Below are 12,676 nucleotides of genomic sequence, written 5' to 3' on the forward strand. Positions count from 1 at the left end.
GCGGGTTTGTTGTATCCAGAAACCTGGAGAGCGCTGCTTACCGCGCGCCGGCCGGCTTCTTCGGCATCGGCAGCAGGCCTTCGCGCTGAGCGCGCTTGCGGGCCAGCTTGCGGGCGCGACGGACGGCTTCGGCCTTTTGACGGGCGCGCTTTTCCGACGGCTTTTCATAGTGCACGTGCCGCTTCATTTCGCGGAACGAGCCTTCGCGTTGCATCTTCTTCTTCAGGGCCTTCAGGGCCTGATCGACGTTGTTGTCGCGGACGAAAATCTGGACCAGGGGTCTCTCTCCATTCGACGGCCCGACCAATGTCCCGAGTCCCTCTCAGGGGCCGGGCGGGCGAACAAAACCTGATAAACCCGGAAGGGGAGCTTCCGGGCAACGAGGGGCGGCTGATAGCAGAGGCGGCGGCCTCTGTCCATGCGCGACGCGGCCGAAACTCCCGTATAGACTCGGATTCATGACCGATACCGCAGATTGGGCCGACAAGACCGAGCAGCGCGTGCTGGACGAGGCCCTGCGCCTGGCCCCGCGCCTGGGGTGGAACGCGGGGCTGGCCCGCGCCGCCGCCGTGAACGCGGGCCTCAACCCCGGCGAGGCGCAACTCCTTTTGCCGCAAGGCCCCAAGGACCTGGCCGCCCTCTTGTCGCGCCGCCACGACAGGGCCGCCCTGGCCGCCTTGGCGGCCCTGGACCCGCCGCCGGCCAAGATCCGCGACAAGATTCGCGCCGGGGTGATCGCCCGTCTGGACGCCGCGGCGGCCGACGCCGAGCCCTTGCGGAAACTGGCGGCTTTCCTGGCTTTTCCCACCAACATGCCGCTGGCCCTGACCCTGACCTGGGAAAGCGCCGACGTCCTGTGGCGCTGGGCGGGCGATACGGCCACCGACGAGAATCACTATTCCAAGCGGGCGATCCTGTCGGGGATCCTGGTCTCGACCCTGGCCGTCGACCTGGCCAGCGGCCGCGAGTCGGCGCTCAAGCACCTGGAAGGCCGCATCGACAACGTCATGGCCTTCGAGAAGTGGAAGGCGGGGCTGAAACCCATGAACCTGGCGGCGGAGTTCGCGGCGGCGCTGGCGCGGATGCGGTACGGGCGTTCCTAGGATTCCTTCTCCCCTTGCGGGAGAAGGTGTCAGCGAAGCTGACGGATGAGGGGTCGATAGACATCAAAGCCGCGACTAGCCGAAAGGCCGGTCGCGGCTTTTGCATTCTTCAACCCCTCACCCGACCTCCTTCGGAGGCCACCCTCTCCCGCAAGGGGAGAGGGATCAGATGTCCCCCAACGCCCGCTCCACCGCCGCCTGCGCGTGCAGCGTCGTGGTGTCGAACACCGGCACGGGGCTGTCCGCCGCCCCGACCAGCAGCATGATCTCGGTGCACCCCAGGATCACCCCCTGCGCGCCGCGCTCGACCAGCCGCTCGATCACCCCGCGATAGACCTCGCGCGAGGCGTCCAGCACCTTGCCGGTCACCAGTTCGCGGTAGATGATGTCGTGCACCGCCGCCCGGTCGTCGGCCTCGGGGACCAGCACCTCCAGCCCGTGCTCGCGCTCGAGGCGCCCGCGATAGAAGTCCTGCTCCATGGTGAAGGCGGTGCCCAAGAGGCCAATCTTGGTGATTCCCGCCGCCCGGACCGCCGCCGCCGTCGGGTCGGCGATGTGCAGCAGGGGGATCTTCACCGCCGCGTCTATGGCCCAGGCGCAGCGGTGCATGGTGTTGGTGCACAGCACGATGAACTCGGCCCCGCCCTTCTGCAGCGCCCGGGCGGCGTCGGCCATCTCGCCGGCCAGGGCGTCCCAGTCGCCGGCGTGCTGCAGGGCCTCGATGCGGGAAAAGTCGAACGACCACAGCAGGATCGGCGCCGAGGCGGTCGCGCCCTGTCGGTCGCGGAAGTCCTCGTTGATCAGCCGGTAGTACTGGGCCGAGCTCTCCCAGCTCATGCCGCCGATCAGCCCGATCAGGGCCGGGCGCTCGGGCGAGAATTTGCGGCGGTGAGGCATGGGGCGAGCTTGGCCGGAGGCGGCGCGCCAGGCAATGGCGCCCCGTTCCGGAAGGCGAGCGCGGCCGGCGTTTCGCCCAAAAGGTTGTCACCCGCGCGGCGCCCCGATACCGAAGCGTCATGTCGCCTACGTTCCTCCAGGCCCTGCGCGGCCGCACGCCGATCCGCCCCGCCGACATCGCCAAGTCGGGCCTGGGGGCTTTCCTGGGCGTCGCCGTCACGGGCCTGTTGGCCCACCTGATCGCCAGCGGACACCTGTCGGCCCTGCCGCTGCTGATCCCGCCCATCGGGGCCTCGGCGGTGCTGGTCTTCGCCGTGCCGGCCAGCCCCCTGGCCCAGCCGCGCGCCGTGATCGGCGGCAACACGGTCTCGGCCCTGATCGGGGTGACCTGCGCCCTGGTCCTGCATCCCTATCCCGCCGTGGCCGCCGCCCTGGCGGTGGGCCTGGCCATCGTGGTCATGAGCCTGCTGGGCTGCCTGCACCCGCCGGGCGGGGCGGTGGCGCTGAGCGCGGCCCTGGCGGCCGGACCGGTAGGGGCGGCGTCCTACGCCTATGTCTTCGTGCCGGTGGGCCTGTGCTCGGTGTTGCTGGTGCTGTGCGCCATGGCCTACGCCAGGGCCGCGGGCCGCTCCTACCCCCACCGCGTGGCCCCGCCGCCCAATGTCCACGCCACCCGGGACGCCCCGCCGCTCCAGCGGGTGGGCTTCACCCCCGCCGACATCGACAACGCCCTGGCCCACTACGGCGAGCTGCTGGACGTCTCGCGCGAGGACCTGGACGCCCTGTTCCGGCAGGTCGAGCTCCAGGCCCACCGCCGCATCCACGCCCGCATCCTGTGTTCCGACATCATGTCCCGCGACGTGCTGAGCGTGGACCTGCATCAGACCGCCGAAAGCGCCCTGGCCTACATGCGCCTGCACGACCTGCGTTCCGCTCCCGTGGTCGACGCCGAGCGGCGGGTGGTGGGCATGGTGCGCCGGGCCGAGCTCCAGACCGGCCGGGAAGGTCCGGTCGAGGCGGTGCTCGACCCCTTCGTGCACCGGGTGCGCCCCGGCACGGCCATCGAGGCCCTGCTGCCCATCCTCTCCACCGGCGCGGCCCACGAGGCCATGGTGGTGGACGAGCACCGCGTGCTGCTGGGGGTGATCACCCAGACGGACCTGCTGGGGGTGCTCTACCGCGCCCACATCGTCGAGGCGGTGGCGCTGAAGCGGGCCGAGGGCGAGAACGGGGCGGGAATTTGAATCCCTCTCTCATAGAGAGAGGGAGGGGCCCATGGCGAAGCCATGGGAGGGTGAGAGGTTACAAACTCTCAGGATAGAGCGCGGCCATTCGATTGCTGAAACTCAGTTGTCATCCCGGCCGAAGAGCCGGGACCGACGCGTGAACTCAGAGCTTCGGGTCGGTCCCGGATCGGCGCGCTGCGCGCTTGTCCGGGATGACAACGGAGGGGTTGGAGGTTTGCCGGCCAGCGGTGAAACCTCTCACCCTCCCACCGCTTCGCGGCGGGCCCCTCCCTCTCTCTATGAGAGAGGGGTTCAGGGGCTAGTCCTTCAACCCCCGCAGCCGGTTCACGTGCCCCATCTTCCGCCCCGGGCGGGCTTCGCCCTTGCCGTAGAGGTGGACCCGGGTCTCCGGCTCGGCGGCCAGTTTGGCCCAGGCCTCGACCTCGGGGCCCAGGAGGTTGGTCATCTCGACATGGGCGCGGGGCGCGGTGGGGCCCAGGGGCCAGCCGGCGACGGCGCGGATGTGTTGCTCGAACTGGTCCACCTCGCAGCCGTCCTGGGTCCAGTGGCCGGTGTTGTGGACGCGCGGGGCGAATTCGTTGACCAGCAGCTTGCCGCCGGCCAGCTCGAACAGCTCCACCCCGATCACGCCCACATAGTCCAGCGCCGTGAGAATCTTGGCGACGATGGCCTCGGCCTGGTCGCGGGTGGCGCTCGACACCTTGGCGGGCGCGCTGGTGCGGCGCAGGACGCCGCCCTCGTGGTGGTTGTCCGACAGGGGGTAGCAGGCGATCTCGCCGTCGCGGCCGCGCGCGGCGATCACCGACAGCTCGCGCACGAAGTCGGCGGGGGCCTCCAGGATGGCGGGCTTCCTGCCGATCTTCTCGAAGCTGGCGGCCGCCTCAGCGGCGCGCTGCACCCAGGCCTGGCCCTTGCCGTCATAACCCTCGCGGCGGGTCTTCAGCAGGGACGGGGCGCCGATGCGGGCGACGGCGGCGGCCAGGTCGTCCTCGGTCTCGACGGCGGCGAAGGCGACGGTGGGCACGCCGATCTCGGCCAGGAAGCTTTTTTCCACCACCCGGTCCTGGGCGGCGGCCAGGGCTTTCGCGCCAGGGGCGACGACGGCGCCCAGGGCGGTCAGCTCGGCCACCGTGGCGGCCGGGACGTTCTCGAACTCGTAGGTGACCACGTCGCAGGCCTCGGCCAGGCGCTTCAACGCCCAGCGGTCGTCATAGGGGCCGACGATCTGGCGGGCGGCCACGCGGCCGGCCGGGCTGTTCTCTTCCGGATCCAGGATCACCACGTCGAAGCCCAGGCGCGCGGCGGCCAGGGCCAGCATGCGGCCCAGCTGTCCCCCGCCGAGGATGCCGATGGTCGAACCGGGGGGCAGGGGAGCAGGAGAAGTCATCAGTCTTCGACGCTTTCGACGACGCTTTCGGTCTGCTCGGCGCGGAATGCGGCCAGGCGCTGGGCCAGGGCCTCGTCCGAGATGGCCAGGATCTGGGCGGCCAGCAGGCCGGCGTTGCGCGCGCCCGCCTCGCCGATGGCCAGGGTGGCCACGGGGATCCCGCCGGGCATCTGGACGATGGAGAGCAGGGAATCCAGGCCGTTCAGGGCCTTGGACTGCACCGGCACGCCCAGCACCGGCAGGATGGTCATGGAGGCCACCATGCCCGGCAGGTGCGCCGCGCCGCCGGCCCCCGCGACGATCACCTTGTAGCCGGCGCCTTGCGCGCCCGTGGAGAACTCCACCAGCCGCTGGGGGGTGCGGTGGGCCGAGACCACCTTGGCCTCCCAGGCCACGCCCAGGGCGTCCAGCGCGTCGGCCGCCTTCTTCATCGTGGGCCAGTCCGAGCGGCTGCCCATGACGATGGCGACGGGTGGCGTGGACGTGGGCATCGGCGACGATTTCCCTGAAGAGCCGCGCGCGGGGCGGCCATGAATCGCGGGCCTTATAGCCGCTGCCGGGCGGGGGCCAAAGTCCGTTCTCGTCGCAAAAGCCCAGGCGATCCGCAGGCTTGAGGTGCGGCGCCGCGCCGCTGCGACACGTTGGGCGCCGCCATTGTCATGGTTAACGAAAGAACGCAGAAATGCCTGAGCTTCACCACGAGTGATTCCCCCAGTGGTTCCCGACGTCGCATGAAGATCACCAGCGCCCGCACCGAATCCTTCTCGGCCATCCGCCGCCGCGCGCTGACCGAGGCCGCCGGCGGTTCGACGGCCGCCCGCGCCGTGGTCGCCGCCGACACCGCGGGGTTCCTGGGCCTGTCGGAAGCCGACCTCACCCCGCAGGTGCAGACCGCGCTCAAGACCCTGATGACCGAGATCGACGACCTGCGAAACGAGGTCGCCCGCCTGAAGTTCAAGCTGGGCGAGGCCCAGGGCCTGGCCGACATGGACGTGCTGGCCCCGGTGCTGAACCGCCGGGCCTTCCTGCGCGAGATCAAGCGCGTGGCCGCCTTCGCCCAGCGCTACGGCTCGCCCGCCAGCCTGGTGTTCTTCGACCTGGACGGCTTCAAGGCCGTCAACGACCGCTTCGGCCACGCGGCCGGCGACGAGGCCCTGAAGGCCGTGGCCGGACGCCTGCAGGCCAATGTCCGCGAGAGCGACGTGGTGGGCCGCATCGGCGGCGACGAGTTCGCCGTCCTCCTGGTCCAGGCCGACCAGCAGACCGCCACCTCCAAGGCCGAGACCCTGGCCGCCGCCGTGCGCGGCATGCCGGTGCAGGTGGGCGAATGGTCGGTGCCGCTGCACATCTCCTGGGGCGTGCGCGAGATCGAAGCCGGCGCCGATCCCGAGGAAGCCCTGGCCGAGGCCGACGCGGCCATGTTCCTGAAGAAGCGCACGCGCAAGGAAGCTTGAGCTTCACTGTCATCCCGGCCCCTCGGGTCGCGCTCTGCGCGCGCCCAAGGGTAAACTCCGCGTAGCGGAGAGCCGGGACCGACGCGTGAACTCAGAGCTCCATGTCGGTCCCGGATCGGCGGCCTTCGGCCTTGTCCGGGATGACAGGTGGGGTATCTCCCGAGCAAAGGAGTTCTCCATGTCCAAGTCCCACCGCTACGCCACGACCCTGACCTGGACGGGCAATACCGGCGAGGGCACGGCCAGCTATCGCGCTTACGAACGCGCCTACGAGATCGCCGCCGACGGCAAGCCCGTGCTGCTGGGCTCGTCCGACCCCAGCTTCCGCGGCGATCCCGCGCGCTGGAATCCCGAGGAGTTGCTGCTGGCCTCGATCAGCTCGTGCCACCAGCTGTGGTACCTGCACCTGTGCGCCGTGAACGGGGTGGTGGTCACCGCCTATCGCGACGAAGCCACCGCCGTGATGGTTGAGGACGAGACCGGCGGCGGCCGCTTCGAGAGCGCCACCCTGCGGCCGGTGGTGACGATCTCGGCCGGCGACCCGCAAACGGCCCTGGCCCTGCACCACGAGGCCAACGCCAAGTGCTTCGTCGCCAACTCGCTGAACTTCCCGGTGGGCCACGAGGCGCGGGTGGAGGTGGCGTGACCCCGAAGGAGGAACGCTTCTGGGACGGCATGTCGAAGCTGGTCGCCAACACGATGCTGGCGGGGTTCATCGGCGTGCTGGCCTTCGTCACCCTGGCCCGGGTCGTCGAAGAGCCCCTGTACGTCACCGGGCCACACACCATTCGGGGCGTGTTTCTCAAGCCCACCGCACCGGTCAACACGACCGGCGGCTACCCCTTTCTCGGCGAGGACGGGCGCAAGTACTATTTCACCTGCGACCGAGCCGGCATGGGGCGTAGTCCGAGGCCCAATTTCTGTCTGAGCTCGACCCCGGTCCAACCGATGCCCGAACTGGCCGGCCGACCGTTGGAGGTCCGCTACCTCCTCACCCGGTCCAGATACGACACACCGAAGGATATTCCGGGGCGGATCGTGTTGTCCGTACGGGACGGGGACGCGGTCCTGGCGACCAACAGCGTCAAGCTCAAGGTCGCCAATCCTTAGGGCGGTGCGCGCCCACTTGCCCCCACCTGACCGCTGCGCGGTCTGTCCGCCCCCGTAGGGGGCGGAGGACGGAAAGCGCGGGTCCTCTTCCCCCTACGGGGGAAGGAGGGCTGAAGGCCCGAAGGGGGCAAGTGGTGGGAAGCTAGGGCTTCCTCACGGCCGGGCCGTCCGTCTTCGTGGCGCTCTTGATGAGGCGCTCGTCGAAGGTGACGAAGGCCTCGCAATGCGGGGCGGCCGCAAGATGCAGCGCATCGGCGAAATCCAGGCCGGCGATCGTCCAGGCCAGCGCCTTGGCGGCGCGCGGCGGGTCTTCCAGCGTGACGTTGGGCAGGCCCGCGAAGCGGGTGAGCCCGTCGGCGGAGGCCTGACTGGAGAAGCCGTAGACGCTTCTCAGCACCCATTCGGTTTCGAGCAGCACGGTCGTGGCGACGAAGACCGGCTCCCGGTCGATCAGGTCCCGCGCCGTCGCGGCTTGCTCGGGATGGTCGCCGGTCAGGTATCGGACGACCAGATTGGTATCAATCGCCAGCATGACGCCTGCGCGCTTCGGCGGCGACGCCCGCGTCCATGTCCTCCAGCGACCTGGCGGGGCCGTCGTAGGCCAGCGAACCGAACACGTCCTCAGGCTTGGTCGGCGCGAAGACGGCCGCCGGCCGCAGCAGGACGCCGTCGGGCGTGTCTTCGACCACGAGCCGCGTGCCGGCGTTCCAGTTGCGATCCCGCCGGATGCCTTGGGGCAGGATGAGCTGACCCTTGGTCGACAGGGTGGTGGTCAGGGGTTCGGTCTTGGCCATGGAAGGTTTCTCCCTTTCGGTAAGACGAAAGTAAGATGAACCTTCGGCGGCCGGATCGCAAGCGGTGTCGCTAAGCGATGATATCCGGCGTCAGCTGGTCTTCCAGTCGCACGATCTCGTCCTTCAGGGCCAGTTTGCGGCGCTTGAGGCGGGCGATCTGGAGCATGTCGGGCTGGGGGCGTTCCTCCAGGGCCGTGACGGCGTCGGAGAGGTCCTGGTGCTCTTCGCGCAGGATCGCCAGGCGTCGCTCGATGGCGATGCCGGTTTCTTCGGAAGGATCGTCGTCGTTCATGGACGCTCCTCCATGCCGTGCTGATTGGGCGGTGATAGATAGCAAAGCCTGACGAGCGGTAAAGGCCGCTCAGGTCAGGGCGTCGACCAGGGCGCGCAGGGTGTCGTCGCGCGGCGGGTCGCCCGAGGCGCGGGCGGCGTCCAGCAGGCTGTCCAGCAGGTCGGTCGCCGGGCCGGGCTCGCCGCTCAGGGCTTCCAGGCTCTCCATCAGCACCTTTTCGCCGCGCAGCTCCACGTCCTTGATCGCGTTGCGGAAATCCTCGCGGACGTCGTCGTCGACCGCGTCCCAGGACGGCTTGAGCGCCCGCCGCACGGTGCGCAGGGGCGCGCCGACCTCGGTCTCCCAGCGACGGACCAGGCCGGCGGCCTCCTCGACGTCGGCCGGGCGGCCCTCATGGGCCCGCCAGGCGGCCCACAGCAGGTAGGGCACGTTCTGGCCATGCGCGTCCTGCAGCGACAGGCACGCCGCCGCGACAGAAGGTCGCGCATAGACCTCCAGGGCCCACTGCCAAAGCCGCATATTGGTTAACCCCCGAGCCTGGTTCAGGCCTCTCCGACCACCGTTTCGATGTCCTCGCCCCAGCGCTTGACCGGGCGCCAGGACAGGCCGAACAGGTCCAACGCGCGGCCCACCGATTGGTCCACCATCTCCGCGATCGATGTCGGTTTTGCGTAGAAGGCGGGCACCGGCGGGGCGATCACCGCCCCCATTTCGGCCAGCTTGGTCAGGGTGCGCAGGTGACCCAGGTGCAGCGGCGTCTCGCGCACCATCAGCACCAGGGGGCGACGCTCCTTGAGGGTGACGTCGGCGGCCCGGGTCAGAAGCGAAGCCGTTACGCCCGTGGCGATCTCGCTCATGGTGCGCACCGAGCAGGGGGCCACGATCATGCCGAGCGTGCGGTACGACCCTGACGCGATCGCCGCGCCGACGTCGCCTACCCGGTGCACCGCGTCCGCCTTCTCATTGACCTGGCCTGCCGAAAAATCGGTCTCCTGCGACAGGGTCAGGACCGCCGACTTGGACATCACCAGGTGGCTTTCGACGCCCAGATCGCGGCAGGCGTCCAGGGCCCGCAGGCCGTACGCAACCCCTGACGCGCCGGTGATTCCGACGACCAGACGAGGCTTTTCGGGCGAGACTAGCGGGTCCGACATGGTGAATTTTCGTCCGTCATGGGAGCAAGCGGGACAACGTCAAGCGCGGCCCATTGCAATCATATGTGATCTGACAGCTTCGAACAGCGGGTGTTGACTTGCTCGTCCAACCAGCAAGGAGCCGACAGCCATGGCCATCGAATCCCGTATCCGCGAGCTTGGGTCCCGTCACGAGAGCCTCGACCGCACGATCCAGGAGGAGACCCGTCGACCGGTAAGCGACACCGCTCTGCTCAGGGAGCTCAAGCGGCAGAAGCTCAGGCTCAAGGAGGAGATCGAAGGTCTCAGGGCGCGACTTCACTAGCCCCCTCTAGGTCATCGCGCGTCGGATTGCGATGACCGATCGAGGAGGCCGAAAACAGAAAGGCCCGCTCCGTTCGCACGGGGCGGGCCTTTTGCTGGGAAACGGGGACCTCAGTCCTCGTCGTCCTCGTCGTCTTCCGGGACGTAGGTCGACTTGCCGAACACGTCCTCGGCCTTGGGCTCGATGCGCGCGGCGCGGATGGCGGCCTCTTCGTCCTCGTGGTCTTCCGGCAGGGCGCTGGTTTCCGAGGCCGGACGCAGGGTCGGGTCTTCCGGCAGGATGCCCTTCTTCAGGTCGTCCTTGGCCTTCTTCTCGGCGGCCTTCTTGACCAGGGCGTCCAGCTCCAGCTGGCCGACCAGGCCCAGGGTCACGGGATCGACCGGCTTGATGTTGGCCGCGTTCCAGTGGGTGCGGGCGCGGACCTGCTCGATGGTCGACTTGGTGGTGCCCAGCAGCTTGGAGATCTGGGCGTCGGTGACTTCCGGATGGTGGCGCAGGAACCAGGCGATGGCGTCCGGACGGTCCTGGCGGCGCGACACGGGGGTGTAGCGCGGGGCCTTCTTGGCCGGCTTCAGCAGCTCGGCGTGACGGCTGACCTGGGCCTTCATGCGGTAGGCGTCGTTGGCCTGGGCCTTGTCCAGCTCTTCGCGGGTCAGCTGGCCGTTGCCCATCGGGTCGGCGCCGCGGATGTCGCGGGCGACTTCGCCGTCGGCGATGCCGCTGACTTCCAGGGGGTGCAGGCCGCAGAAGTCGGCGATCTGTTCGAAGGTCAGCGACGTGTTTTCCACGAGCCAGACGGCGGTCGCCTTGGGCATCAGGATGTCGGCCATGGGGGGCTCCAGAAATGACGGCGCCCGACCTTGCGGCCGGGCGGGATGTTCTAGACTGGACCTATAATGCGGTTTTTTATGAAAGGGAACGGGGATCGTCGCCCGTCCGGGCGGCGCCTTGAGCCGTAACGCCGAGGCGATCGCGCCAGCGGGGCGTGCATGCAGCCGGCGATTGTGCTCGCAACCTTTGCGCCGTCCCGGCGCTGGACACACGCGCGGGCGGGCGTACCCATAACGTCGCGTCGCAGAACGCATTCCCGAGGAGGAGGAGACACCCATGGCCATCCTGACCGGCACCCCCAACAGCGACACCCTGGTGGGCGGCGTGGACGCCGACACCATCGACGGCCTGGGCGCCGACGACATCCTGGTGGGCGGCCTGGGCGACGACCAGATCAACGGCGGCGACGGCGACGACTTCCTCTGGGGCGGCCTCAACACCGCCGGCGGCGCCCAGCCCAACGACGGCGCCGACCAGCTGGACGGCGGGGCGGGAGCGGACACGGCCGTCTACACCTACGCCTATTCGGCCGTGACCCTGGACCTGCGCCTGAACGGCCAGAGCCAGGACACCGGCGGCGGCGGGGCCGACCGGCTGACCAGCATCGAGAACCTGATCGGCTCGGCCTATGGCGACTATCTGATCGGCGACAACGGCGTGAACGTTCTGGAGGGCGGGGCGGGCAATGACACCCTCTATGGCGGGGGCGGCGCCGATGTCCTGAAGGGCGGCACGGGCGACGACGCCCTGTGGGTGGACAACATCAACGACGTGGTGGTCGAACTGGCCGGCGAGGGCTTCGACACCGTGGCCGCCAGCGTCAACTACACCCTGTCGGCCAATATCGAGCAGTTGGTCCTGCTGGGCGACACCCAGACCGGCACGGGCAACGACGAAGCCAACATGATCATCGGCAACAACCAGTACAACACCCTGCGCGGCATGGGCGGCGACGACGTGCTGGACGGCAAGGGCGCGGGCGACGCCATGTACGGCGGGACCGGCAACGACGCCTACTGGGTGGACCGGGTCGACGACGTGGTCACCGAACTGGCCGGCGAGGGCTTCGACACCGTCGCCAGCTCGATCTCCTACACCCTGCCGACCAATGTGGAGCAGCTGATCCTGGTCGGCACGGCCAACTACGCCATCGGCAACGCGGCCGACAACGTGCTGCAGGGCAACGCCTCCAACAACACGCTGGAAGGCAAGGCCGGGGCCGACGTGATGATCGGCGGCCTGGGCGACGACGCCTATTGGGTGGACGACGCCGGCGACCAGCCGATCGAGCAGGCGGGCCAGGGCTTCGACACCATCGCCTCCTATATCGACTACACCCTGCCGGCCAATTTCGAGCAGTTGATCCTGGTGGGCGCGGCCACCAGCGCCACCGGCAGCGCCGACGCCAACATGCTGATCGGCAACACCCTGGCCAACACCCTGACGGGCCTGGGCGGCGACGACGTGCTGGACGGCAAGGCCGGCGCCGACACCGCCGTCGGCGGCCAGGGCGCCGACGCCTACTGGATCGACAATGTCGGCGACACGATCGTCGAACTGACCGGCGAGGGTTTCGACAGCGTCGCCTCCAGCGTCAGCTTCACCCTGTCGGCCAATGTCGAGCAACTGCTGCTGATCGGCACGGCCACGGTCGCCACCGGCAACGCGCTGGGCAACATCCTAGGCGGCAACGCCATGGACAACGTCCTGGTGGGCGGTCTGGGCGACGACCTGCTGACCGGCGGGGCGGGCGCCGACCGCTTCTTCATGACCCCCGGCGACGGCCATGACCGCATCACCGACTTCGGGACGGGCGCCGACGCCATCGACGTGTCGGGCTACATCGCCGCCAGCATCGGCTGGACCAGCACCCAGCAGGGCGCCGACACCCTGGTGGCCTTCGACAACGGCGACAGCGTGCTGCTCTACAACTACCTGCAGACCAACCTGCACCAGAGCGGGGATTACCTGCTGGCGTGATAACCCGTCGTCGCGCGCCGCCCCGGCGATCTGGCGGCGTGCGACGCAACCAAGGGGTGTTCTCTCAACTTTTGCGCGCCTTCGCTGCTGGACACGCGCTTAACCACGCTGGTTGATAGCGGC

General features: G+C 69.2%; 17 protein-coding genes. 7 read left to right on the plus strand and 10 right to left on the minus strand.

The features are described from left to right. Positions 1-37: 37 nt before the first annotated feature. Positions 38-277 (minus strand): 30S ribosomal protein S21, encoded by a 240-nt coding sequence (gene rpsU, locus AC07OA_RS21935; protein WP_089924448.1) that lies wholly within the window; start codon positions 275-277, stop codon positions 38-40. Positions 278-458: 181 nt separating this feature from the next. On the opposite strand from rpsU, the gene AC07OA_RS21940 reads away from it, so the two are divergent. After that, positions 459-1,103, plus strand: coding sequence for a COQ9 family protein (locus AC07OA_RS21940; protein ID WP_494665951.1), 645 nt, complete (start codon positions 459-461; stop codon positions 1,101-1,103). Between the two features lie 165 nt (positions 1,104-1,268). On the opposite strand, the gene AC07OA_RS21945 is transcribed toward AC07OA_RS21940, so the two are convergent. Beyond that, positions 1,269-2,000 carry an aspartate/glutamate racemase family protein gene (locus tag AC07OA_RS21945; RefSeq protein ID WP_494665952.1) on the minus strand — a complete coding sequence of 244 codons (732 nt, stop codon included), beginning with the start codon at positions 1,998-2,000 and terminating at the stop codon, positions 1,269-1,271. A gap of 119 nt (positions 2,001-2,119) precedes the next feature. On the opposite strand from AC07OA_RS21945, the gene AC07OA_RS21950 reads away from it, so the two are divergent. Beyond that, positions 2,120-3,244, plus strand: coding sequence for an HPP family protein (locus AC07OA_RS21950; protein WP_494665953.1), 1,125 nt, complete (start codon positions 2,120-2,122; stop codon positions 3,242-3,244). A 301-nt stretch (positions 3,245-3,545) separates the two neighbouring features. Here AC07OA_RS21950 and AC07OA_RS21955 read toward each other — a convergent pair whose 3' ends face one another. Together AC07OA_RS21955 and purE are read right to left on the minus strand one after the other, a co-directional pair. After that, positions 3,546-4,634 carry a 5-(carboxyamino)imidazole ribonucleotide synthase gene (locus AC07OA_RS21955; protein ID WP_494665954.1) on the minus strand — a complete coding sequence of 363 codons (1,089 nt, stop codon included), beginning with the start codon at positions 4,632-4,634 and terminating at the stop codon, positions 3,546-3,548. Beyond that, positions 4,634-5,125, minus strand: coding sequence for a 5-(carboxyamino)imidazole ribonucleotide mutase (purE, locus tag AC07OA_RS21960; RefSeq protein ID WP_494665955.1), 492 nt, complete (start codon positions 5,123-5,125; stop codon positions 4,634-4,636). The genes AC07OA_RS21955 and purE overlap by 1 nt, the downstream gene beginning before the upstream one ends. Before the next feature lie 240 nt (positions 5,126-5,365). Here purE and AC07OA_RS21965 point away from each other — a divergent pair, with 240 nt between their 5' ends. The 3 genes from AC07OA_RS21965 (at position 5,366) to AC07OA_RS21975 (ending at position 7,198) form a co-directional block, all read left to right on the plus strand. Further along, the gene (locus tag AC07OA_RS21965) at positions 5,366-6,088 is read left to right on the plus strand and encodes a GGDEF domain-containing protein (RefSeq protein ID WP_494665956.1); all 723 of its coding nucleotides are present in this window, start codon (positions 5,366-5,368) and stop codon (positions 6,086-6,088) included. 178 nt (positions 6,089-6,266) lie between these two features. Next, positions 6,267-6,734: an OsmC family protein gene (locus tag AC07OA_RS21970; protein ID WP_494665957.1), complete on the plus strand. Its 468-nt coding sequence runs from the start codon at positions 6,267-6,269 to the stop codon at positions 6,732-6,734. Then, entirely contained in the window at positions 6,731-7,198 is a 468-nt protein-coding gene (locus tag AC07OA_RS21975) for a hypothetical protein (RefSeq protein ID WP_494665958.1), read from the plus strand. The genes AC07OA_RS21970 and AC07OA_RS21975 overlap by 4 nt, the downstream gene beginning before the upstream one ends. A gap of 142 nt (positions 7,199-7,340) precedes the next feature. On the opposite strand, the gene AC07OA_RS21980 is transcribed toward AC07OA_RS21975, so the two are convergent. From AC07OA_RS21980 to AC07OA_RS22000, 5 genes are all read right to left on the minus strand, one after another. Beyond that, a complete protein-coding gene (locus AC07OA_RS21980) occupies positions 7,341-7,730 on the minus strand; it encodes a type II toxin-antitoxin system VapC family toxin (protein WP_494665959.1) in 390 nt (129 codons plus the stop codon). Continuing rightward, a complete protein-coding gene (locus tag AC07OA_RS21985) occupies positions 7,717-7,992 on the minus strand; it encodes an AbrB/MazE/SpoVT family DNA-binding domain-containing protein (protein ID WP_494665960.1) in 276 nt (91 codons plus the stop codon). The genes AC07OA_RS21980 and AC07OA_RS21985 overlap by 14 nt, the downstream gene beginning before the upstream one ends. A gap of 70 nt (positions 7,993-8,062) precedes the next feature. Then, positions 8,063-8,284, minus strand: a complete 222-nt coding sequence (locus AC07OA_RS21990) for a YdcH family protein (protein ID WP_494665961.1) — start codon at positions 8,282-8,284, stop codon at positions 8,063-8,065. Between the two features lie 69 nt (positions 8,285-8,353). Beyond that, the gene (locus AC07OA_RS21995) at positions 8,354-8,803 is read right to left on the minus strand and encodes a TIGR02444 family protein (protein ID WP_494665962.1); all 450 of its coding nucleotides are present in this window, start codon (positions 8,801-8,803) and stop codon (positions 8,354-8,356) included. A 23-nt stretch (positions 8,804-8,826) separates the two neighbouring features. Next, positions 8,827-9,438 carry a UbiX family flavin prenyltransferase gene (locus tag AC07OA_RS22000; RefSeq protein ID WP_494665963.1) on the minus strand — a complete coding sequence of 204 codons (612 nt, stop codon included), beginning with the start codon at positions 9,436-9,438 and terminating at the stop codon, positions 8,827-8,829. A gap of 130 nt (positions 9,439-9,568) precedes the next feature. On the opposite strand from AC07OA_RS22000, the gene AC07OA_RS22005 reads away from it, so the two are divergent. Continuing rightward, positions 9,569-9,742 carry a YdcH family protein gene (locus tag AC07OA_RS22005; RefSeq protein ID WP_494665964.1) on the plus strand — a complete coding sequence of 58 codons (174 nt, stop codon included), beginning with the start codon at positions 9,569-9,571 and terminating at the stop codon, positions 9,740-9,742. 110 nt (positions 9,743-9,852) lie between these two features. On the opposite strand, the gene AC07OA_RS22010 is transcribed toward AC07OA_RS22005, so the two are convergent. Next, positions 9,853-10,572, minus strand: a complete 720-nt coding sequence (locus tag AC07OA_RS22010; protein ID WP_494665965.1) for a DUF1013 domain-containing protein — start codon at positions 10,570-10,572, stop codon at positions 9,853-9,855. 277 nt (positions 10,573-10,849) lie between these two features. Between AC07OA_RS22010 and AC07OA_RS22015 the strand changes: the two genes are divergently transcribed. Continuing rightward, positions 10,850-12,553, plus strand: coding sequence for a calcium-binding protein (locus AC07OA_RS22015; protein ID WP_494665966.1), 1,704 nt, complete (start codon positions 10,850-10,852; stop codon positions 12,551-12,553). Positions 12,554-12,676 lie beyond the last annotated feature (123 nt).

This window comes from Caulobacter sp. GW821-FHT09B08 (assembly GCF_059418225.1).

Bases quoted from the DNA above. Each gene is read 5' to 3' on its own strand.
- AC07OA_RS21945 (WP_494665952.1), bottom strand. From the start codon at position 2,000: ATGCCTCACCGCCGCAAATTCTCGCCCGAGCGCCCGGCCCTGATCGGG.
- AC07OA_RS21990 (WP_494665961.1), bottom strand. From the start codon at position 8,284: ATGAACGACGACGATCCTTCCGAAGAAACCGGCATCGCCATCGAGCGA.
- AC07OA_RS21970 (WP_494665957.1), top strand. From the start codon at position 6,267: ATGTCCAAGTCCCACCGCTACGCCACGACCCTGACCTGGACGGGCAAT.
- AC07OA_RS21985 (WP_494665960.1), bottom strand. From the start codon at position 7,992: ATGGCCAAGACCGAACCCCTGACCACCACCCTGTCGACCAAGGGTCAG.
- AC07OA_RS21980 (WP_494665959.1), bottom strand. From the start codon at position 7,730: ATGCTGGCGATTGATACCAATCTGGTCGTCCGATACCTGACCGGCGAC.
- AC07OA_RS22000 (WP_494665963.1), bottom strand. From the start codon at position 9,438: ATGTCGGACCCGCTAGTCTCGCCCGAAAAGCCTCGTCTGGTCGTCGGA.
- AC07OA_RS22015 (WP_494665966.1), top strand. From the start codon at position 10,850: ATGGCCATCCTGACCGGCACCCCCAACAGCGACACCCTGGTGGGCGGC.
- AC07OA_RS21995 (WP_494665962.1), bottom strand. From the start codon at position 8,803: ATGCGGCTTTGGCAGTGGGCCCTGGAGGTCTATGCGCGACCTTCTGTC.
- AC07OA_RS21940 (WP_494665951.1), top strand. From the start codon at position 459: ATGACCGATACCGCAGATTGGGCCGACAAGACCGAGCAGCGCGTGCTG.
- AC07OA_RS21965 (WP_494665956.1), top strand. From the start codon at position 5,366: ATGAAGATCACCAGCGCCCGCACCGAATCCTTCTCGGCCATCCGCCGC.
- purE (WP_494665955.1), bottom strand. From the start codon at position 5,125: ATGCCCACGTCCACGCCACCCGTCGCCATCGTCATGGGCAGCCGCTCG.
- AC07OA_RS21955 (WP_494665954.1), bottom strand. From the start codon at position 4,634: ATGACTTCTCCTGCTCCCCTGCCCCCCGGTTCGACCATCGGCATCCTC.
- AC07OA_RS22010 (WP_494665965.1), bottom strand. From the start codon at position 10,572: ATGGCCGACATCCTGATGCCCAAGGCGACCGCCGTCTGGCTCGTGGAA.
- AC07OA_RS21950 (WP_494665953.1), top strand. From the start codon at position 2,120: ATGTCGCCTACGTTCCTCCAGGCCCTGCGCGGCCGCACGCCGATCCGC.
- AC07OA_RS22005 (WP_494665964.1), top strand. From the start codon at position 9,569: ATGGCCATCGAATCCCGTATCCGCGAGCTTGGGTCCCGTCACGAGAGC.